We start from the raw sequence: 21,048 nt of genomic DNA, 5'->3' as shown, positions 1-21,048 counted from the left end.
ACCGGTGCGTGACGTCGTCGCACACGTACGACCGGGCCCTCGCGCACGCGCGACCGCGGGAACGGACGAAGCCCCAGTCGGTTCCGCCCTCTCCTCTTGCCTTGGAGGGGTGAGGAGCCGACCGGGGCGTCCTGCACGCGGACCGGCTCAGGGACCGGCTGCGTCCTCGGCGTCCGCCAGCCGGGCGGTGCCGTCCAGGGCCACCCGCACCGGGACGCCGGCCAGCTCCCGTCCGGTCATCTCGGCCAGGTCGTCCGCCTCCTGGCACACCGCCAGGGTCCGTCCGCCCTGCGAGGTGCGCACGCTCAGGAACGCCCGCTCGGGGCGGCCCTCCCGGTCGTGGAGCACCGTCCACGCCTCCAGCGCACCGGTGCCCTCCCACTGCACCAGCGCCCGGGTGCGCGGTTCGCGGTCCACCTCCGCCTGCACGTTCTGCGCCCGGAAACCGGCTTGCGGCGGCCGCGTCCCGTACACGCCCATCGCGTGCTTGGTCAGGTAGCCGCCGTTCGCGGTCACCAGTCCCACCGCCCCCGGCGCGTCCCGCAGCCGGGCGGCCATGGTGGCGATGGAGTGGCTGACGTAGTTGTTCCAGGGGCCGCCCGCGAAGGTCAGCCCCCCGGTCACGGTCAGCGGACGGGAGGCGTCGTCCAGCGCCAGCCCCAGTTCCCGGGCCGCGATCTGCACCGCGGAGGGGAAACACGAGTAGACGTCGACCAGATCCACGGAGCCGGCGTCCGTGCCCGCCAGTTCCAGTGCCCGTCGCCCGGAGATCCGGATCGCCGGGGAGCGGTGCAGCTCCCCGCGCGCGCCCAGTTCGAGGGTGTCGTTCGCCTCCGCGCCGGACTGCGGGAAGATCCAGCGGTCGGACGGCACCCCGTGACGGCGGGCGGCCTCCACGGAGCACAGCAGCAGCGCCGCCCCCTGCTCCACCATGTTGTTGGAGTTCATCAGCTTCGGGTAGGGCCAGGCGATCCAGCGATTGTCCGGCGAAGGCGTCAGGATCTCCTCCGCCGTGTGCGCCCGCCGGATCCAGGCGTGCGGGTTGTCCGCGGCCACCCGGCTGAAGTCCGCCCACAGCCGTGCGCCGACCCGCAGTTGCTCCTCGACGGTGCGGCCCGCGTCGATCCGGTGCGCCTGCTCGAACAGCGGATACACCCAGGACGGCGGCTCCAGCCCGATCCGCTTCTCGCCCTGGCCCAGCAGCGGACCGGAGCCGCCCAGCAGCGGTGCGGCCGGCACCGTCTCGTCCTGCACGGTCCAGGCGGGGCGCTCGCCCCGGGCCCGCAGCCGCATCCGGGTCCGCCACGTCTCCGCCCCGCCGATCAGCACGACGTCGGCGCGTCCGGCGGCGATGTCCGACGCGGCACCGTTCAGCAGCGCCTGCGGGTTGTTGCCGCCGTCGGCGGTGTACGCGGTGTCCCGGGGGGAGGCACCGACCTGCTCTGCGAGCAGGGCGCCGGGGTCACGGTAGCGCCAGGACAGCATGCGCACCAGGCGGACGGCGTCCAGCGACTTCAGCAGCGAGGTGCCGCCCGAGTCGCGCTCGGCCTCGCGGGCCGCCGCGGCCAGCAGGCCGACCGGTTCGAGGGCGTCGTCCCGCTGGTTGAGCTGCCCGGTGCCGACCAGGACGGGGGTACGGGGGTCGAGGTTCATCCGCGCACCGCCTCCAGGATGCGCCCGCGCGCCTCTGACCGGGGCCAGCCGGCCAGGATCATCGTGGTGACACAGGTGGGACGCCACGCGCGGGCGATCTCCTCGCAGATCTTGTCGACCGGTCCCACCAGTGCCACGTCCTCCACCATCGCCGTCGGTACGGCCTCCACCGCTGCCTCCTTGCGTCCCGCCAGATACAGGTCCTGAATCTCCGCGCACGCCTCGCCCCAGCCCATCCGGGCGAAGACCTCGGTGTGGAAGTTGGCGCCCTTGGCGCCCATCCCGCCCGCGTACAGCGCGATCATCGGTTTGATCCTCCTCGCCGCGACCTCGACGTCGTCGTGCTCGACGATCGGGCAGACCGCGGCGACCTCGAAGTCCTCCGGTCCGCGCCGGGCACCGGGGCGGGTGAACCCCTCGTGCAACGCGTCCCGGTAGAACGCGTCGCTCCGGGGCGAGAACCACAGCGGGATCCAGCCGTCGGCGATCTCCGCCGCCAGCGCCACGTTCCTGGGACCCTCCGCTCCCAGCAGCATCGGGATGTCGGGCCGCAGCGGGTGGACCGTGGACCGCAGCGGTTTACCCAGCCCGGTGCCGCCCGGATGCGGCAGCCGGTAGTGGCGGCCCTCGTAGGTCACGGGCTCACGGCGCTCCCAGACGCTGCGCAGGATCTCCACGTACTCCCGGGTGCGCTCCAACGGCCGCGGGTAGGGCTGCCCGTACCAGCCCTCGACGACCTGGGGTCCGGAGGCGCCCAGGCCGAGCATCACCCGGCCCCCGCTGAGGTGGTCCAGGGTCAGTGCCGCCATCGCCGTCGCGGTCGGGGTGCGGGCCGAGATCTGGGCCACCGAGGTGCCCAGTCGGATCCGCGAGGTCCGCGCCCCCCACCAGGCCAGGGGGGTGAAGGCGTCGGAGCCGTAGGCCTCGGCGGTCCAGAAGCTGTCCACGCCCAGCGCCTCGGCCTCGTGCAGGCGCTGCTCGACCTTCGCCGGTGGGCCGGAGCCCCAGTAGCCGGCCTGGAATCCGACCTTCATGCGCGTGCCTCCGCGGTGTGCGGGAGCGACCGGGAGGCGGCCGGCGCGCTCCGTGTCGGGTGCGTCCACGCGGGCCTCAGCGGTTGCGGTAGACGGGCGGGCGCTTCTCCAGGAACGCTTCGACCGCCTCCTGGTGGTCCTCGGTCATCGTGCTCAGGATCTGGGTGCGGTTCTCCAGCTGGACGGCCGAACGGAAGCTCGGGTTCTCCAGGTTGGCCCACAGCACGCTCTTGGTCATCCACACCCCGAACGGGCTGTTCTCGGCGATCGCCGACGCCCGGTCCAACGCCGCCTCCAGCAGTTCCTCGTCCGGGACCACGGTCGACACCAGGCCGATGCGCTCGGCCTCGGCGGCGTCCAGGGTGCCGCCGGTGAGCAGCAGTTCGGAGGCGCGCGAGAAGCCGATCAGACGCGGCAGCAGCCAGCTGACCCCGATGTCGCCGCCGCCCAGGCCGCGCTTGATGAACGAGGCGTGGAAGGCGGCCGAGGAGGCCATCACCCGGATGTCGCAGAACAGGGACAGGGCCATGCCGCCTCCGGCCGCGGCCCCGTTGACGGCGGCAATGATCGGCGCGCGCACCCGGCGGAAGGCCTCGCCCAGGTCGACGATGTGCTCCTGCACCCGCAGACCGGCCTGCGGGCGTCCCTCGTCCGGCACCGCGCCGGGCGCGTCGCCGTAACCGCGGAAGTCGAAGCCGGCGCAGAATGCCCGGCCCGCCCCGGTGAGCACCACGGCCCGCACCCGCGAGTCGTCCCGGACACGGTCGAGCACCTCGTGCAACCCCTGGATGAGCTCGGAGGTCATGGCGTTGAGTTTGTCCGGCCGGTTCAGCCGCACGAGCATGATGCCCGGACGGGGCTCCTCCGTCTCGATCACTGTGCTGGTCATCGGTGCTCCTTGTCCCGTCACGATGAGATCGGCCCGGCACGCCGAGGCTGCCGCGGTCATCGGCACGGCGGCAGGAAGGGCCGTCGAATTAACCTAATGTCATAAGATTCAACAGGCAAGGGTTGCGCTGGTGTCGCGGTTCAGTGCATGTGCTTGTCGTGGGTAACCAGAAAGCTTTAGGTTGGTGTGGGGGAGTGGGCCGCCGAGGATCACCGGGCCCACCGGTTCGGACCCGCCCGCGCCCGGCCCGACCGCGGGGCCCGACGGCCCCCGCGCGACCGCCCGACATCGAGGACCCGCCCCACCGCATGACGGAGGAAGGCCGACACCCGTGAAACTCTCCGAGGCACCCACCGCCGGACCGATCACCCCGGACCCCGACGGCCCCGACCGCCCCTACTGGGACGGACTGCGCCGGGGCGAACTGCGCATCCCCCGCTGCCGGGACTGCGGCCGCCACGTCTGGGCCCCGCAACGCATCTGCCCCGGCTGCCGAGGCGCCGCGTTCGACTGGCCGGTCGTCGCCCCGACCGCCACCGTCTTCTCCTGGACCCGCACCTGGCACCCCTTCCTGCCCGAACTCGCCGACCACGTCCCCTACACCGTGGTCCTGGCCCGACTCGACGAGGTCCCCTCGGTACGCCTGCTGGGCATGCTCGTCGACGACGAGAGCACCCTGCGGATCGGAGCCGCCCTGCACGGCGTGATCCAGCCCGCGGGCCCGCTCACCCATGACACCCCCGTCCTGCGCTGGAGGCTCTCGGCATGACGTTCCCACTGCGCGGCGCGACGGCCGTGGTCGGCATCGGGGAGACCCCGTACCACAAGCGCGGCAAGGCGCCGCTGGACGAGGACGGCCTGCGGTTGCAGGCCATCGTCGAGGCCTGCGAGGACGCGGGCGTGGACCCGGCCGACGTCGACGGCTTCTCCACCTACGGCCACGACGCCGACGCCACCGCGCTCGCCCCCGCACTCGGCACCCGCCGCCTGCGCTGGGCCTCCCAGGTGGCCGGCGGCGGAGGCGGCGGCCTGGGCGCCGCGCTCCTCCATGGCGCCACCGCCCTGGCCATGGGACAGGCCCGGTACGTGATCGTCTACCGTGCCCTGGCCCAGCAGCAGAGCGGACGACTGTCCGCCGCCGTCTCCAGCTACTTCTTCGACGAGCACTACCGCGCGCACGGACTGGTCTCGCCCGCCCAGGTCTGCGCCCTGCGCACCCAGCGCATGATCGAGCACGACGGCGTCCCGGCCGAGGCGCTGCGGGCGTTCGCCCAGGCCTGCTACGTCCACGCCGGGCGCAACCCGCTGGCCGCCGGACGGGACGTACGGCTGACCGACGAGACCTACCTGTCCTCGCGCATGATCTCCGAGCCGCTGCGGCTGTTCGACTCCTCCCGGGAGAACGACGGCGCCGGGGCCGTGCTGCTCACCACCGCCGAACGCGCCCGGGACCTGCGGCAGACCCCCGCCTACGTCCTGTCCGGGGCCCAGGGCGCGGGGGAGGACTGGGGCGAGCTGCACGAGAACGACCGTGACTACTCCTCGGCCGGCCTCGCCCCGCTGGCCGACGAGCTCTGGGCGGACGGGGGCATCCGCCCCGAACAAGTCGACGTCGCCCAGATCTACGAGAACTTCACCGGCCCCGCCGTCGCCGTCATGCTCGACCTGGGATTGGTGACCAGGGAGAACATCGGGGAGCTGCTCACCGTCGAGAACCTCACCGCCCCCGGCGGCCGCCTCCCGGTCAACACCGCCGGCGGCAACATCGCGGGCGGGTTCGTGCACGGCATCGGTCTGGCCGCCGAGGCCGTCCGGCAACTGCGCGGCACCTCCTCCAACCAGGTCCCCGGGGCCCGCGTCTCGCTGCTCACCGGCGGCCCCGCGGCCCCCCTGGTCAGCGCTGTGGTGCTGGGCGGCGAGGACACCCTCTGATGCGTGGGGGCGGAGGTCACCGGGCGCGCCCGACCGTCAGGGTCGGGCGCGCCCGGTGGCGTTCACGCGGGGTGATCCGGTCGGACGGGATCGCGGGACCACTCCAGCCGGTCCGTCGTGGTGCCGCCCGTGCGGGTGGGACGCGGTTCGGTGTGCAGCACGAGCCGCGGACCTTCCCACGAGATCCGCCGGGTCAGGACGTCACCGACGTGTTCGACGTACAGCGACATCTCCACGTGGTGCAGGACCAGGTCGCCGCGGAGCGTGTACCGGCCCGCGTAGCCGACGAAGCCCAGGGCGGCCGCGCCCCGCTGCTCGTCGGTGGCCCGGGTGAAGGAGAGGCCGTCGGGCCAGGGGCGGTCGCGACGCATCAGCAGCGCGCTCATCCGCCCGTCGGGCCGGTACTCCAGCCGTCCCAGCGGCCCCGGCCCCAGCGGGTGCCCGACGACCTGTCCGTCGACCAGCCGGGTGTGGTCGACCAGGTTCCAGCCGCCGAGCAGCGAGGCGGCGAGGCCCTGGGCGGTGTGCTCGTCGGGGGCGTTCTCCTCGGGAGCCGGTGCCGAGGGGGAGGGGACGCGGGTGTCGGGCGGCGTCCGCCCGTCGGGGGTGTGTGCGGCAGGGGGCATGACGGTCCGATCGTTCGGCGGCGGACGGCCGCTCCCGGCGGTCGGCGGGTGGCCGACCGCCGGGAGGGCGGAGCTGGGTCGCGCGCGGGGCGTGGGTCAGGCGGCGGGGGCGGCCTCCTGCGGTTCGGTGGACGGGGCGGTGCGGTCGTGCATGCCGGTCCGCGGCACCAGCGCGATCAGCAGCGCGGCCAGCAGCGCCGCCGCGGCGAAGAAGTAGAACACCCACGAGGTACCGAGCGAGGAACCCATGATCAGACCCACCAGGATCGGCCCGAAGACGGCTCCCAGCCGACCCAGGCCCAGCGAGGCACCCAGAGCGGTGCCGCGCGCCGCGGCCGGGTAGTAGACGCCCACGAACCCGGCGACCGCGGCCTGCGAGGAGGCGCAGAACCCGACCACCAGCACCATGGCGAAGACGACGGCCTGCGGGGGATGCATCGTCAGGAAGGTCACCGCCAGGGCTCCGCACAGGAAGCCGCCCGCGATCACCGGACGCGAGCCCCAGCGGTCGGCGAGGCCGGCCAGGACCAGCATGCCGATGGTGCTGCCCAGGTAGAAGGCGACCAGGAAGGTCAGCGCGGAGCCCAGGTCGTAGCCGGAGGCGCGCAGCAGCTGCGGGATCCAGGTGTTCATGCCGTAGGCCAGCAGCAGCCCGCAGAAGCCGATCACCGGGAACAGCAGTGTCGCGACCCGGAACCCGGGGGCGAACATCAGCTTCAGCGAGGAGGACCAGTTCGGCTTCTCCGTCACGGTACCGACCGCCGGCTCCGGAGGCAGCTCGACCCCGTAGCGCTCGGCGAGGGCGCGCGCCTCCTCGTGGCGTCCCCGGCTGCTGAGGAAGGCGAGTGATTCGGGGATCTGCCGGTAGACGATCGCGAGCAGTGCCAGTCCGACGGCACCGCCGAGGACGAACAGGGAGACCCAGCCGAAGTTCGGCAGCATGAAGATGGCCAGGAAGGCGACCAGACATCCACCGATGGGGAAGCCGGTCTGGACGACCCCGTTGTAGAACTGCCGCCTCTCCACCGGCACGTACTCCATGGTCAGGGCGATGACCGAGGGAAGGGCCCCGCCGAAGCCCAGGCCGGCGAGCAGGCGGAACAGTCCGAAGACCTCCACGCTGGGGGCCACCGCGCACAGCAGGGTGAACACGCTGAAGCTCGCGACGCAGGCGAGCACGGTCGGGCGTCGCCCGATGAGGTCGGAGACGTAGCCGGACAGCAGGGCGCCCACCATCATCCCGATCAGGGAGAGGCTGCCGATGACACCGGCCGAGGCGAGGGTGATGCCCCACTGCTTGTTCTGGAGCAGCGTCGGCAGCACCGCGCCGTACATGCCGCTGTCCAGTCCGTCGATGAGCGTGATCGCCAGACAGGCGAAGACCACCGACCGGGCACCCGCCGAGGTTCTCGGACGCACTGCCGAGCTGGGTCGAGTCAAGGGAAACTCCTTGTCGTGGAGCAGACGTCCGCCGACCCGGGGGTCTGTGGACGGTTCTGGGTGGTGGAGCTCTCCTTCCGCGGGCACCCTCCCGACGGGAGGAGGCGGCGCGGACCCGGTGTCCCGGTGTCCCTCGGAGGCCGCCCCGAGGAAGGGGCGGCGGCCGGGACACGACGGACCGCGTGCGGAGCGCGGCGGGCCGTAGGTGCGTCAGGACGGGCCGACGGGCCTCGGCGACGGCACTCGGGGTGGCATCGACGGCGGCCGGTCAGCCGGGAGGATGGGGTGCCGGACGGCTGCGGGCCGAACGGCAGGGGAGAGGAGAGCGTGGCGGAACTCAACGAGGCCGACGGTGCCTCCGGGAGAGGCGGCGGCCGGGAATACTCGGGTGAGACGTGGCCATTTAACTTATGACCGTAGTTTATGGTCAAGGGTCGGGCGGGGGATTTTTCCGCCTCGCGCGATGCGCCCTCCCGGCGGCCGCGGTCGTGTCACGCTCCCGGTGCCCGCGGGGGCCTCGTCGGGGTGGCGGCGGGAAGCGGGGGAGGGGCCCCGAATCAAATGATGCTGCAGGTCGGGGCGTTCTGTTGTGGAGTGCGTGGTGGATCTCGCGGCGCGCGGACGGGGGGCTGGCGGGTCGCCACGGTCAGGCCGGTCCGCCTCCGGGGTCGCGTCGCCGCGGACGGGTGTCGAGCGTACACCCGTAAGGAAGCGCAGAGGATCTATGGGAAGAAGGTTAGTGATCGTCCGCTCGAAGGCAACGACGAGCGCCGGCCCGGCCGACTCCGGTGCGAGAACCGGAGCGGGGCCGAGCCGGCGTACGGCGACGCCGGTGGGGCGCGGGCGCTCAGTGCCCGGACATGCCCCCGTCCACGGCGAGGGTCGTGCCGGTGATGTAGCTGGAGGCCGGGGCCGCCAGGAACACCACGGCCGCGTCGAGCTCCCGCTGGGTGCCGGTGCGGGCCAGCGGGCTGGTCGCGCGCAGGAACTCGTCCAGCGTCTCCGAGGGCATCTCGGCGATCATCTCGGTGGCCACGAACCCGGGTGCGACGGCGTTGACCCGGATGCCGCGGCGCCCGGCCCACTGCTGGGACAGGTCCCTGGTCAGCCCGATGAGGCCGGCCTTGCTCGCGGCGTAGGCGGCCTGCGGCAGCACCGACTTGATCAGGCCCAGCACGCTGGCCACGTTCACGATGCTGGAGCCCGGCCCCATGACCCGCGCACACGACTGGGCCATCCAGTACGCGCCCATCAGGTTGACGTCCAGCACCTGACGGAAGTCCTCGGGCCGCTCGCGCAGCGCGGGCACCGCGGAGGAGACACCGGCGTTGTTGATCAGGATGTCGAGTTTCCCGAAGCGCGCGACGGCCGCCGCCACCGCCTCCTCGCACTGCTCCGGGTCGGTCACGTCGGTGGCGACGACCAGGCACTCGCCGCCGAGCGCCTCGATGCGCTCGGCCGTCTCGCGCAGGCGGTCCGCGCGGCGGGCCGTCAGGACCACCTGTGCGCCGGCCTCGGCCAGGGCGAGGGCGAAGCCCGCGCCCAGCCCCGAACTGGCGCCGGTGACCAGCGCGGTCCTGCCGTCCAGCCGGAACAGGTCCAGCACGCCGTTCTCGGGAAGGGGGCGCTGTGTCGTCGTGCTGCCCATGTGCCGTCCTTGTCTGTCCGGGCCGGTCCGGGCCGGTCGGGGGCGGGTGCGGCGGGTGTGCGGCATCCGCCCCCGACCGGCCGGTGCGGCTCGTGAGCCGGGGGTGGGGGAGAAGGGGTGCCGGGAGGTCTCCGGCACGGGGGAGGTGCGGGCGTCAGCTCGCGTCGTCGGCCGCGAGCAGCCGCTGGGTCTCCCGGTGGAAGACCTGGTTGGCGACCTCGTTGCGACCGAACACCATGGGGCCGGCGTCCTGGCTTGCCAGCGCCCGCTGGGAGCCGCGCAGCAGCGGGAAGTCCTCCGCGTGCAGCACGTCCAGCAGGATCTGCCAGTTCCGCTGCCAGCGCTTGTTCCAGGTCTCCTCGTCGTAGGAGGTCTCCTCCAGACGCGGCACGATGACCCGCATCTCCATCCGGCAGCGCCCCGGGTCGACCGGGTCGGGACGGAAGGTCAGCAGCTCGAAGTGGTTGTCGGGCAGGCGCAGCAGGGTGCTGTTGGGCAGCAGCAGGTGCGACTCGGTCACGTGCTTGGCGAGGCTCTGGTCGCCCGGGTCCTCGTCGATCCAGCGGTCGATCGTCTTGCGGGGCGCCAGCCAGCGGCAGTGCCGCCCGTAGTCCTCGAAGGCGTAGACATTGGTGTGGACGATCTTGCCCGCGGTGTTCGGGTGCGCGTACTGGATGTGGTAGCCGTCCAGGAAGGCGTCCTGCATCAGCTTCCAGTTGCACGGCTCGTCGAAGCCCTCGGCACGGAAGGAGACCAGGTTGTCCAGCTTGTACCCGGCCAGGACCTCGTCCATCTCCGGGCCGAGCCAGGCGGCGACGTCGATCTCGGCGCCGACCGAGTCGATCACCCAGATGAAGCCGTGTCGCTCCTCGGCGGGCAGTTCGAGCAGCCCGAACTGGCTGCGGTCGAGGTCGCCGAAGGTGTTGTCGCGGGTGATGGTGCGCAGGGTGCCGTCGGTGTCGTAGGACCAGCGGTGGTAGCCGCAGGAGAACAAGCGGCACTTGCCCGACGCCGCCTCCTCCAGCAGGGCGCCCCGGTGCCGGCACTGGTTGACGAAGGCCTTGATGCCGCCGTCCGGCTGACGCACCACGATGGCGTTGTTGCGCGGGAGCTGCAGGGTGATGAAGTCGTTGGGCTCGGGGATCTCCGAGCCGTGCGCGACGATCGACGGGACCCGCGCGAAGATCAGCTCGCGCTCACGGGCCGCGAGGTCGGCGTCGGTGAACTCCGTCGGGCTGAAGGAGACCGTTCCCTCGAACTGGTCGGTCGTGTCGTTCCGCAGGTGCTCGAGCAGGCGACGAATTCGCTCTTCGCGCTTTGCATCAAATTCCGTCACGTCGTCCTCCTGTACTGTCCGCGTTCCTTGCGCCGCTGCGGTGGCTCGGGACCTCAGAGGCGGATGCGGTCTCGCGACGCGGGATGCGAGACACGCGACGTCGGTTCCCCTTCTTCGTCGACCCCGCCGAGGAGGCACGGGAACGGCGACGAGTGGGGCGTGGGGCATCTTGTGGGCGAGGTGGGCCCCGGTCCGCGGGCGGTCCGGTGGCGCATGCTCGCCGCCGGACGCACCCGTCTGCGAAAAGCTCACTTAATCTTATGATTGTAGGTTTCTGAGGTCAAGCACACGGCGAGGGACTCTCGGTCGTCGGCCGGGTCGCGGCGCCCTCCCCCGGCCCTGGGCGACGGGTCCGCGAGGCCCGGCCCGGCCGGTGGGCGAAGGGGCGTGCAGGGTGGTCCCGGCGGCGGGTCGATCTGCGCCTGCCCGTGTCGGGGGGAGGGGGGAGGCTGCCGGACGCGCCCGGGAGTCCGCGGAAGGCGAGAGGCGGGGCCCCCTCCTCCTCGGGGAGCCCCGCCTCGCGTCCGCCGGTGCCGGTGCGCCCGTCAGACGACCGCGGCAGGTGCGTCGACCGGCACGCTGAAGCACACGTCGGTCTGGTCGTGGTGGAAGCCGACGCTGCGGCAGGCCCGCACCAGCGGCTCGTCCAGTGGGTCCACCGACATTTCCACCTCCCGCACGCCCGCCTCGGCCAGCCGCTTCAGCGCCGCCGCGAGCAGCGCCCGTGACACCGCGTGCGCCTCGCCCCGGGTCGGCGGCGCCAGCAGGTGCACCGATCCCGGACCGTCCGGCGCCTCCCCGGCCAGGGGGTGCGGGGAGTACGCCACGAAGCCCAGCACCTCCCCCGACGCCTCGACCGCCACCAGCACCTCCGGACCGACCCGGCCGGCGCCGCGGCCGTCCTTCTCGGCGTCGGCGAGCGCGGCCACCACCGCCGTGTCCGACTCCGGGTGCAGCGGGCGCAGGTCCACCCCGGTGGGCGGTTCCGGCTCCGGCACGCTGCCCGGCCGATGCATCGGCCGGATGATCCGCCACGACGCGTCCTCGGGCACCGCGCCGAACCGGCGCGCCATCCGCTCCGCCGCGGGGTGCGAGCCGTGCGCCCAGGCGCGCAGCGACCGAACGCCCTCGCCGGCCCACCGGGCCGCCCCGCCGCGGGCCAGCCCCAGCTCCTCGAACAGCAGGGTCGCGATCCCCAGGGACCGGTACTCGGGGCCCACCACGAACTCGGTGGTGGCGGTGCCGTCGCCCTGCGAGGTGATCCGCAGGAAGGCCACGACCGCCTCCTCCCCGTCCGGCGAGCCGACGGCGCCCACCTCGTCGCTCATCCGGGCGACGAGTTCGGTGACCCGCCCGGGGGGCGCCCCGTCCGTGCCCGCGGCCGGGACCGACTGCACGGCCGAGAAACCCTGCTCCGCGTCGAAGTCCGCCGCGTCGCGCAACAGACTGACGACCTCCGGGTCGGTGCCGAAGGAGGTGCCCCACTCGTACGTGATCACAGAACGTCCTCGGATATCGGGTCGTCACCCCGTGGCGCCGCCCGCGGCGGACGGTGCCGGGTGCCGGAGTTCGGGCGGCCGCGGATGCGGTGCGCGGGCGGCGGGTCCGAAAGGGGCGCTCCCACGCCGGTGCGCGGCGACGACGGTCTCAGCAGCTCATTACCTCCAAGCTATAGGCCAGATGTGGTGCTCACAAGCCCGGGTGTCTCGATTATCTCCTTGCAGTGACAGGCGAGTGTGGTGATCCCACGCCTGGGGAAGAGTGATCTGAAACCTATGGAGAGTCGGTTAGTGGGAGGGTGTCCGCCGAGGGGATCGGGCGGTGATCTGTGAGGTGCGGGGGGTGGTGTGCGGCGCCCTGCCGGGTTCGCGCCTGGCGCCCTCTCGGCGCGTCGCCCGGGAGTGGGGTGCGGAGCCGGTTTTGTCGGGGCGCGGCGGGGCGCCCGCGACGCCGGGTCCTATCCGCCGCCGGGGTGCGGGATACTGCGGCCATGGCCCGACCACTCCAACCTCTGCTCAGCCGCGAAGCGATCGTCGCGGCCACCTTGAAGATCATCGACGTGGAAGGGATCGAGGCGTTCAGCATGCCTCGACTGGCGAAGGTGATGGGAGTCCGAGCGCCCTCGCTGTATCACCACTTCAAGAACAAGACCGAACTCATGACCGAGGTGGCCCGGGCGATCATGGTGGACACGCCCTTCCCGCGCCGTCCCGCCGACGAGAACTGGCCTGACCTCTTCGTCGCCCTCGCCCTGAACTTCCGGCGCTCGATCCTGCGCCACCGCAACGCGGCTCCCATCCTGCTCGAGTACCTGCCGCGCGACGTCCTGATCGCCATGTACGAGAAGGTGGCCCGCTTCCTGGAGAAGGCGGGCGTACCGCAACACCTGCACGTGCTCATCCTGGACGGCATGGAGAAGCTGAGTCTGGGCGCCAGCCTCAGCGAGGCCATGAAGACCCCGGAGAGTCAGGCGCAGATCTTCCCGCACGTCGACGCCGCGGAGGAGCCCACCCTCACATCGGCCCTCGCCGCCAACGAATGGAGCGCCGAGCAGATCTTCGAACAGACGATCCGGAGCTTCCTGGTCGGCGTCATGCAGCTGGACGCGGCCTCGCGGGCGGAGGCGCCCGCCGGGCAGTGAGCCCCCTCCGGGCATGAGCCCTCGCCGGGCCCGAGCCCCCGCGCCGGGGAGCCGAGGTCCCGCAGGGAGGTGCTCTCCGGCCGGGTGGTGAATCCCCGCCGTACCGCCGCGCCCCCTTCCGTTCGGGAGAGGGGCGCGGCGGCGTTCCGGCCCGGTCGCCACCTGTCGCGTCGCCCCGAACCCCCTGCGTACCGCCTGTCCGCCGAGGTGTGTGGCGAGGTCGGTGGGCGCACTCTCGCGGGTGCTTCCCCTCCCGAACCCTTGCCGCCCATTATCTAAGAGCTTTAGGCTGAGGGTGAGTTCACGCCAGGAGCGTCGACTCTGGTTCCGCAGGGGGCGCCACGGCCCCCACGGTCACCGATGGGGAGGCACGTCCAGATGTCCACGCAGTCCCAGGAGTCACAAGAGTCCCAGGAGTTCCACGAGCTCTACCGGCGGCATGTCCAGTACGTCCTCGACGGGAACGTCGAGGCGTCCTTGGCCGACATGGTGCAGGAGAACATCCCCCAGGTCTTCCGCGGAGTGACCGTCCCTCGCGGGAAGGTCGCCTCGCTCCGCGTCGTCGACATCCGGCGCGAGGGCGCCACCTGGGTGGGGGAGACGGTGTACGACACCTCCGACGGTCGGATCGGCCTGCGGTCCGTGTGGGAGTCGCGCGACGGCTCCTGGAAGGCCGCCGCCCTCGAGAACTTCCCCCCGGAGGCCGGGGGCTGACCCCGGCGGGCGCTTTCGACGCGGACCGGCGGGCGTCGAAGGGCCGGTACGGGAGGAGTAATTCCGCCCGATCGGGAGAACATCCCGCAAAAGCCTTGTCCGCGGTACCTGAAGTCCTTAGATTAAGCGGCCACGGTCACACGAAGGATTCCCGCCACCTCGGGGATCGCGGGCCCGGTACGCCGAGCAGCCGGTGACGACCCCGTCCGCCCGTGCTCCGAACCACCGGTGCACGCCGCACCGGGCGGCCCGGCCGGGCACGACACCGGCCGACGGCCCGCCCGGACCGTCCGTCGGCAGCCGGTGGACAGCAGGCCCCTCGACAAGGGCCCACCGACCACACGACGTGTGACTCCCTTCATCAGAATTCTTCCGACATGTGCTCGGGTGTATCCGCTGCCTCCTTGCCAAAGGGGGCGCCCCGTGGAGCGACCCGAGGTGGCGGAAGCGATCGTGGACAGAGCGCAGGAGGAACAGACGTGAGCGGAACGCTCGTGAGCACCCTGACCTGGTGGGCTCGGAACATTCCCGACCAGCTGGCCATCGATTTCGACGGCGACGTGGTCACCTACCGCCAGCTGGAGAGCTGGGCGGACGGGATCGCCGCCGATCTCGTCGCGGCGGGAGTGGGCCGAGGAGACCGGGTCGCCCTGGTGGGGCAGAACTCCCTGGAGTGGTGCGCGGCCACCCTCGGCGCGCTCAAGCTCGGTGCCGTCGTCGCCCCCTTCAACCACCGCATGGTGGCCCGCGAGCTCGCCGGGCTCCTGGAGGACTGCGAGCCGACCGTCGTCTACGGCGACGACGCGCTGCGCGAGCGCCTGGAGGAGGCCCGCCGGGAGCAGCCCGGGGTCGTCCTCAAGTCCTTCCAGAGCGACGTCCGGTCCCTGCGGGACGGCACCCACGCCCCCGTCGTGCCGCCGGTGTCCGACGTCTCCGAGACGGCCGCGATCGTCTACACCAGCGGCACCACCGGCAAACCCAAAGGCGTCATCTTCACCCACGCCACCATCGCCGGCGAGATGCACGAGTGGTCCCTCATGGAGCCGATACTGCCCAACGGCTTCAGACCCCTGCTTGTGCTCCCGCTGTTCACCGCGGCCGGTCTCGTGTGGGGACTCTTCCGCACGATCCTGCACGGCGGCACGCTGCTGCTGCAGCCCCGCTTCGACCCGGCCCGGGCCCTGCGTGTGCTGGCCGACCAGAAGGTCACCACGTTCACCGGCCCGCCCATCCTGTTCGAGCAGGTCGCGGCACAGCCCGGCTTCGCGGAGGCCGACCTCACCAGCCTGACCACCGCCCACGTGGGCGGCGCGCGGGTGCCGGTGGACCTGCTCGCCTCCTGGCAGCGCAAGGGCGTCTCGCTGCGCCAGATCTACGGCCAGACCGAGATCGGCGGATCCGCCACCGTGATGCCGCGCGACGAGGCGATGGAGCACCCGGAGAAGTGCGGCTGGGGCGGCGCCTTCACCAGGATCAGGGTCGTCGACCCGGAGGGCGTCGACTGTCCGCCCGGCACCCCCGGCCAGATCCTCCTGCGCGGACCGGGGATGATGCCCGGCTACTGGCGCAACGAGGAAGCCACCCGCACGACCATCGTGGACGGCTGGCTGCACACCGGGGACATGGGCATCCTCGACGAGCGCGGCTACCTGACCTTCGTCGATCGCATGAAGGACATGATCATCTCGGGTGGGCTGAACATCTCGCCGACCGAGATCGAGAACGTCCTCCAGGAGATGCCCGGCATCGAGGAGGTCGCCGTCATCGCCGTGGAGGACGCCAAGTTCGGCGAGACCCCGGCCGCCCTGATCAAGGCCGACGGTCCGATCGACCCCGCCGACGTGGTGGCCCACTGCAACGAGCGCATGGCCGACTACAAGGTCCCGCGCTACGTCGTCCTCCTCGACGAGGCCCTGCCGCGGATGGCCAGCGGCAAGATCGCCAAGCGCGACCTCAAGGCCACCTACGCCGACCTGCCCCGCACGCACGGCAAGGTGCGCTGACCCGAACACGGAGGCCGTTGCCGATGGAGGCCAGGAAAGTCGCGTTGGTGACCGGCGGCGGGCGGGGCATCGGAGCCGCGGTGTCCCGCAGACTCGCCGCCGACGGCTTCGCGGTCGCGGTCAACTACGCCCACCGCGCCCGCGAGGCGACGGACGTGGTCGAGGAGATCGAGGCCGCGGGCGGCCGGGCGGTGGCGCTGCGGGCCGACGTGTCCGACGCGGACCAGGCGGGCGACCTCGTCGCGCGGACCGCCGAACTCCTCGGACCCGTCGCCGTGCTCGTCAACAACGCGGGAGTCAGCGCGGCCGGCTCGGCGCGCTCCCTGCCGCCCGGACAGTGGGACCGCGTGCTGGGCGTCAACCTCAGCGGCGCCTACTACTGCACGCACGCCGCGCTGCCCGCCATGTACGCGGCCGGCTGGGGACGCGTCCTGTACTTCGGCAGCCCGAGCGGCGGGCGCGCGCTCACCCCGACAACGGGTGCCTACGCGGCGTCCAAGGCGGGGCTGGTCGCCCTGGCCGGGGTCGTCGCCAAGGAGGTGGCCCGGCGCGGCATCACCGTGAACACCGTGGTGCCCGGTTACGTGGAGACCGACATGGTGCGCGCCGCCGGCGACCGGGCGCGGGAGAGCCTCCAGGACGGCTGGCCGCGGATCCCCGCCGAGGCGGTGGCCTCGGTGGTGTCCTTCCTCGCGGGCGACGGTGCCGCGCACGTCTCCGGCGAGGAGATCGGGGTGTGGGCGGGCGGCCCCGTCCAGTTGTGAGCCCCGGCAGCGGGCGTCGGCGCGACGGACCGCCGGTGCCCGCCCGGGGTCGACCTCCGCCCGGGGCCCTCGTCCCGGGCGGTGCCCTGCCCGCTCGTGGGCCGGGCGGTTCGGATCCCTCGCGAGACGTCGGCGCGGTCCGCGGTGCGGCCGCGCCGGACGTCCGCGGCAGAAAGGACCGTCGGATGACGACTTCCCGGCCCGCGCACGACCCGACCGGCCCCGACCCGCGTCCCCCGTCCCCGGACGCGGCCCGGCGGGCACGCCCCGCCGAGGGCGACACCGTGACCCGGAGGACGTCGTACTGCCGGTTGTGCCCGGCCAGTTGCGGGGTCGAGGTGGAGACCGACGGCACCCGCGTGCTGCGCGTGCTGGGCGACCGGCAGCACCCGATCTCCCGCGGCTTCACCTGCCCGAAGGGGCGCAGGGCCGCCGATCTCCTGCACGGCCCCGACCGGTTGACCTCCTCCCGGCGGCGGACAGCCGCGGGCGAGCACGAACCGGTCGACGCCGACACCGCGATGGCGGAGGTGGCCACCCGGCTCACCGGGATCGTCGAGGAGCACGGGCCGGACGCGGTGGGCCTGTTCATCGGCACCCAGCACAACTTCGCCACCCTCACCCCCTTCATGGCGCGCGCCTGGTTCCGCGGCCTGGGCTCCCGCAAGCTCTTCTCCACCATGACCCTCGACCAGTCGGCGAAGTGGCTGGTGAAGTCGCGCATGGGGGTGTACGCGGGCGGTCCCCAGTCGCTCGACGAGGCCGACGTGTGGCTGCTGGCGGGCACGAACCCGCTGGTCTCCGTCAACGGGGGCGACGGGGACGGCGCGCTGGTCACCAATCCGTCGGCCAATCTCAAGGCCGCCCGGGACCGCGGGATGCGGCTGATCGTCGTCGACCCGCGCCGCACCGAGACCGCGGCACGCGCCGACCTGCACCTGCGACCCCGCCCCGGACACGACGCGCTGCTGTTCGCGGGGCTGCTGCAGGTGATCCTGGGGGAGGGTCTGCACGACCGGGACTTCTGCGACCGCCACGTGGAGGGACTGGACGACCTGCGGGCGGCGGTCGCCGAGGCCACCCCCGACAGGGTCGCCCGCGTCTGCGACGTGCCGGTCGAGGAGCTGGTGCGGGCGGCCCGGATGTTCGCCGCGGCCGAGCGGGGCATGGTGAGCACCGGGACCGGCGTCTGCATGGGGCCGCACTCCAACATCGCCGAACACCTGGCCGCCTGCCTCAACGTCGTCTGCGGACGCTATCTGCGCGAGGGCGAACCCGTGCCGGGGCGCGGCGTCCTGATGGGCGAGGGGCCGGCCCGCGCGGAGGTGGTCCCCGCGGACCGCGAGTGGGAACGGGGATTTCGCAGCCGGGTGGGCGGACACGGCCTGCTGCGCGGCGAACTGCCGGCGGCCCTGCTGCCCGACGAGATCCTGCGGCCCGGACCCGACCGGATCAGAGCGCTGGTGGTCTCGGGCGGCAACCCCCTGCTCGCCCTGCCCGACCAGGGCACCGCGCGGCGCGCGCTGGAGAGCCTCGACCTGCTGGTGTCGATCGACACCCGGATGTCGCAGACCGCGCGCCTCGCCGACTACGTCATCGCCCCCACGATGCTGTACGAACGGGCCGACCACACCGGGCTGATGGAGACCTTCTTCCCCCGCCCGTTCGCCCAGTACACGCCCGCCGTGGTCGCCCCGCCCCGGGGCGTGGTCGAGGACTGGCGGGTCTTCTTCCGGCTCGCGGCCGAGACGGGAGGGCCCCTGCGGTTCGCGGGCCGGGACCTGGACACCTCCCGACCGCCCTCCTCGGAGGAACTCCTCGACCTGGTCGCCTCCCGCGGCCGGGTCCCGCTGGACGAGGTGCGCACCCACCCGCACGGCCTGCTCGCCGGGCACCCCGGCACCACGGTGGGCCCGGCCCGCGAGGAGCGGGCCGGGCACCGCCTGACCCTGCTGCCCGCCGACGTGGCCGCGGAACTCGCCGCCGCGCTGGCGCCCGTCGCCGCGACGGTACCCGTGGGGGCCCGGTCCGCGGGGGCCGAGGGCGGGGCGGGCGAGGGTGGGGCGGCGGGCGGCGAGGACGCCGAGGAGTTCCCGCTGCGGCTGGTCGTGCGGCGGATGCGGGAGGTGGTCAACTCTCTAGGGTCGGCGGTCGTCGGCCTGCCCCCGCAGTCGTACAACCCGGCCCACCTGCACCCGCAGGACATGGCGCACCTGGGCATCACGCACGGCGCCGCGGTGACGATCCGCTCGCCGCACGGAACGCTCGAGGCCGTGGCGCACGAGGACCCGAGCATGCGACCGGGGGTCCTGTCGATGACCCACGGCTGGGGAGGCCTGGAGACGGGCGGGGACCCGCGGACGACGGGCAGCAACGTCAACCGGCTCACCTCCCTGCACCACGGCGCCCAGGCGGTCAACCACATGCCGACCCTGACGGCCGTCCCGGTGTCGGTCACCCTCGCCCCGCCGAGCCCCGCCGACCGTGAAGAACCTTCCCCTTAACCTAAATTCTTGAGGTTATTATCTAACGGCTGTAGAATATTTTCGGATGGGATGACGGCCGCCGCTCCGGGCGGCGGCATGGCGCGAAAGGGCTGACATGGCAGGCTGGGACTTCGCGAGTGTCTTCGAGGCCGTGGCCCGTGTGCACCCCGAGCGCACGGCGTTCGTTCACGGGCGACGACGAGGCGCTTGGGCGCACTTCGACGACCGCGCGGCCCGGCTCGCCACGGTGCTGGAATCCGCGGGCCTCACCGCGGGCGACGTCGTGGCCGAGTACATGCGCAACGGTCCCGAGTACCTGGAGACCTTCTTCGCCGCCGGCAAGTCGGGCCTCGTCCCGATGAACACCAACTACCGCTACGTCGAAGACGAACTGGTGCAGATCTGGGCCGACGCCGACGTCAAGGCAGTCGTCTTCGACGCCGAGTTCCGCGAGCGGGTCGACCGGGTGCGCCACCGCCTGCCCGGCGTGCGGCTCTGGCTCGAGGTCGGCGAGGGCACCGACTGGGCCCCCTCCTACGCCCGCGAACTGGACGCGCACCCCCCGCGGCCGCACGGCGGCGGACGCGAGGACTCCCTGATCCTCATCTACACCGGAGGCACCACCGGACACCCCAAGGGCGTGATGTGGCGCCAGGGCGACATCCTCTCCCTGCTCAACGCGCAGAACCCCCGGCCGCTGCCCGACCACGGCGACCGCGAGGCCGTCGAGGCGCACCTGGCCGGACTCACCAGGGAGATCCGCTCCCTGGTGGCGAGCCCGCTCATGCACGGCGCCGGACTCTTCTACGCCATCTCGGCACTCAGCGGGGCCGGCACCCTCGTCATGACCCCGGGGGCGCGCTTCGACGCCGAACAGCTCCTCGACGTCATGGACGGCGAACGGGTCCAGTCCCTCGCGATCGTCGGCGACGCCTTCGCCCGGCCGATGCTCGCCGCCCTCGACGAGAACCCCGGACGGTGGCGCCTCGACGGCCTGCGCGCCGTGTTCTCCTCCGGCGTGATGTGGAGCCGCCCGGTCAAGGAAGGGCTCCTGAACCACATGCCGGCGGCGCGCCTGCTGGACGGACTCGGCTCCTCCGAGGCCTCCGCCGTCGCCTCGACGGTGTCCGTGCGCGGGGACGTGGCCGACACCGGCTCGTTCGTGCCCTCCGACCGGGCCGCCGTGCTGCTCGACGACGGAACCCTCGCCGAACCCGGCGACGGCAAGGTCGGTCGCCTCGCGGTCACAGGCTGGATCCCGGTGGGGTACCTCAACGACCCGGAGAAGTCCGCCCAGGTCTTCGTCGAGGCCGCGGGCCGCCGCTGGTCCGTCCCCGGCGACCTGGCCCAACTCGACGCCGACGGGCGGATCCAGCTCCTCGGCCGTGGCTCCAGCTGTATCAACACCGGAGGGGAGAAGGTGTTCGCCGAAGAGGTCGAAGAGGTCCTGAAGCAGCACCCGGGCATCGCGGACGCCGCGGTCCTCGGCGTGTCCGACGAACGCCTCGGCAGGAAGGTCGTCGCCCTTCTCCGGGCGGGGGAGCGGCCGCCGTCGGAGGAGGAACTCCACACCCACGCCCGCGCGCACCTGGCGGGCTACAAGGTGCCCAAGCACATGGCCTACGTTGGCTCGCTGGAACGCGCGGACAACGGAAAGCTCGACCACCGTCGGCTGACCGGCATCGCGGAGAGCAAATGGGGGGACGGCCACGCCTGACCCGGGCCGGCGGCCGCAGCCCGGACCGCTTCCCCGGCTTTCCCCGTCGGCCGGGGAAAGCAGCCGGCACGGAGCGGGCCCCCCTGCACGGCGGCGAGGCTCCGGGCGAGCGCGGGCGGTGGGCCGCCCCACGGGGAGGACGGCACCGGCTCACACCTGCCTCCC

Annotated in this window: 16 protein-coding genes; 8 read left to right on the top strand and 8 right to left on the bottom strand. The window is 72.8% G+C overall.

The genetic code is table 11. The annotated features are described in order from the left end of the window. Window positions 1–147: 147 nt before the first annotated feature. The 3 genes from CP969_RS01265 to CP969_RS01255 all read right to left on the bottom strand — a co-directional run bounded on the left by CP969_RS01265 (window position 148) and on the right by CP969_RS01255 (window position 3,576). The gene (locus CP969_RS01265) at window positions 148–1,653 is read right to left on the bottom strand and encodes an acetyl-CoA acetyltransferase (protein ID WP_016828293.1); all 1,506 of its coding nucleotides are present in this window, start codon (window positions 1,651–1,653) and stop codon (window positions 148–150) included. Beyond that, window positions 1,650–2,687, bottom strand: a complete 1,038-nt coding sequence (locus CP969_RS01260) for an LLM class F420-dependent oxidoreductase (RefSeq protein ID WP_026085555.1) — start codon at window positions 2,685–2,687, stop codon at window positions 1,650–1,652. The genes CP969_RS01265 and CP969_RS01260 overlap by 4 nt, the downstream gene beginning before the upstream one ends. A gap of 76 nt (window positions 2,688–2,763) precedes the next feature. Continuing rightward, window positions 2,764–3,576: an enoyl-CoA hydratase/isomerase family protein gene (locus tag CP969_RS01255; RefSeq protein WP_016828295.1), complete on the bottom strand. Its 813-nt coding sequence runs from the start codon at window positions 3,574–3,576 to the stop codon at window positions 2,764–2,766. 331 nt (window positions 3,577–3,907) lie between these two features. On the opposite strand from CP969_RS01255, the gene CP969_RS01250 reads away from it, so the two are divergent. Together CP969_RS01250 and CP969_RS01245 are read left to right on the top strand one after the other, a co-directional pair. Beyond that, window positions 3,908–4,345, top strand: a complete 438-nt coding sequence (locus CP969_RS01250) for a Zn-ribbon domain-containing OB-fold protein (protein WP_016828296.1) — start codon at window positions 3,908–3,910, stop codon at window positions 4,343–4,345. After that, entirely contained in the window at window positions 4,342–5,508 is a 1,167-nt protein-coding gene (locus CP969_RS01245) for a thiolase C-terminal domain-containing protein (RefSeq protein ID WP_016828297.1), read from the top strand. Before CP969_RS01250 ends, CP969_RS01245 begins: the two co-directional genes overlap by 4 nt. A 62-nt stretch (window positions 5,509–5,570) precedes the next feature. Here the strand turns inward: CP969_RS01245 and CP969_RS01240 are convergent, their stop codons facing one another. The 5 genes from CP969_RS01240 to CP969_RS01220 all read right to left on the bottom strand — a co-directional run bounded on the left by CP969_RS01240 (window position 5,571) and on the right by CP969_RS01220 (window position 12,057). After that, window positions 5,571–6,134, bottom strand: coding sequence for a lipocalin-like domain-containing protein (locus tag CP969_RS01240; RefSeq protein WP_016828298.1), 564 nt, complete (start codon window positions 6,132–6,134; stop codon window positions 5,571–5,573). A gap of 96 nt (window positions 6,135–6,230) precedes the next feature. Next, complete coding sequence (locus CP969_RS01235) at window positions 6,231–7,574, bottom strand: MFS transporter (protein WP_039831371.1); 1,344 nt, start codon at window positions 7,572–7,574, stop codon at window positions 6,231–6,233. 847 nt (window positions 7,575–8,421) lie between these two features. Next, complete coding sequence (locus tag CP969_RS01230) at window positions 8,422–9,222, bottom strand: SDR family NAD(P)-dependent oxidoreductase (protein WP_016828300.1); 801 nt, start codon at window positions 9,220–9,222, stop codon at window positions 8,422–8,424. A gap of 154 nt (window positions 9,223–9,376) precedes the next feature. Further along, the gene (locus CP969_RS01225) at window positions 9,377–10,558 is read right to left on the bottom strand and encodes an aromatic ring-hydroxylating oxygenase subunit alpha (protein WP_016828301.1); all 1,182 of its coding nucleotides are present in this window, start codon (window positions 10,556–10,558) and stop codon (window positions 9,377–9,379) included. Window positions 10,559–11,103: 545 nt separating this feature from the next. After that, entirely contained in the window at window positions 11,104–12,057 is a 954-nt protein-coding gene (locus tag CP969_RS01220) for a GNAT family N-acetyltransferase (protein ID WP_016828302.1), read from the bottom strand. A 491-nt stretch (window positions 12,058–12,548) separates the two neighbouring features. On the opposite strand from CP969_RS01220, the gene CP969_RS01215 reads away from it, so the two are divergent. The 6 genes from CP969_RS01215 (at window position 12,549) to CP969_RS01190 (ending at window position 20,883) form a co-directional block, all read left to right on the top strand. Then, window positions 12,549–13,199 carry a TetR family transcriptional regulator gene (locus CP969_RS01215; RefSeq protein WP_016828303.1) on the top strand — a complete coding sequence of 217 codons (651 nt, stop codon included), beginning with the start codon at window positions 12,549–12,551 and terminating at the stop codon, window positions 13,197–13,199. 378 nt (window positions 13,200–13,577) lie between these two features. Continuing rightward, a complete protein-coding gene (locus tag CP969_RS01210) occupies window positions 13,578–13,913 on the top strand; it encodes a hypothetical protein (RefSeq protein WP_016828304.1) in 336 nt (111 codons plus the stop codon). 479 nt (window positions 13,914–14,392) lie between these two features. Then, window positions 14,393–15,916 carry a class I adenylate-forming enzyme family protein gene (locus tag CP969_RS01205; RefSeq protein ID WP_016828305.1) on the top strand — a complete coding sequence of 508 codons (1,524 nt, stop codon included), beginning with the start codon at window positions 14,393–14,395 and terminating at the stop codon, window positions 15,914–15,916. A 23-nt stretch (window positions 15,917–15,939) separates the two neighbouring features. Further along, entirely contained in the window at window positions 15,940–16,680 is a 741-nt protein-coding gene (locus CP969_RS01200; RefSeq protein WP_026085559.1) for an SDR family NAD(P)-dependent oxidoreductase, read from the top strand. 185 nt (window positions 16,681–16,865) lie between these two features. After that, window positions 16,866–19,184 (top strand): molybdopterin-containing oxidoreductase family protein, encoded by a 2,319-nt coding sequence (locus CP969_RS01195; protein WP_016828307.1) that lies wholly within the window; start codon window positions 16,866–16,868, stop codon window positions 19,182–19,184. 97 nt (window positions 19,185–19,281) lie between these two features. Further along, window positions 19,282–20,883, top strand: coding sequence for an AMP-binding protein (locus tag CP969_RS01190; RefSeq protein WP_016828308.1), 1,602 nt, complete (start codon window positions 19,282–19,284; stop codon window positions 20,881–20,883). The last annotated feature ends 165 nt before the right edge of the window (window positions 20,884–21,048 follow it).

The organism is Streptomyces viridosporus T7A (assembly GCF_008704515.1).
GTDB classification, from domain to species: Bacteria; Actinomycetota; Actinomycetes; order Streptomycetales; family Streptomycetaceae; genus Streptomyces; species Streptomyces viridosporus.
Note: the sequence above shows the minus strand (reverse complement) of the source record. Positions and strands in the feature narration are given on the sequence as shown.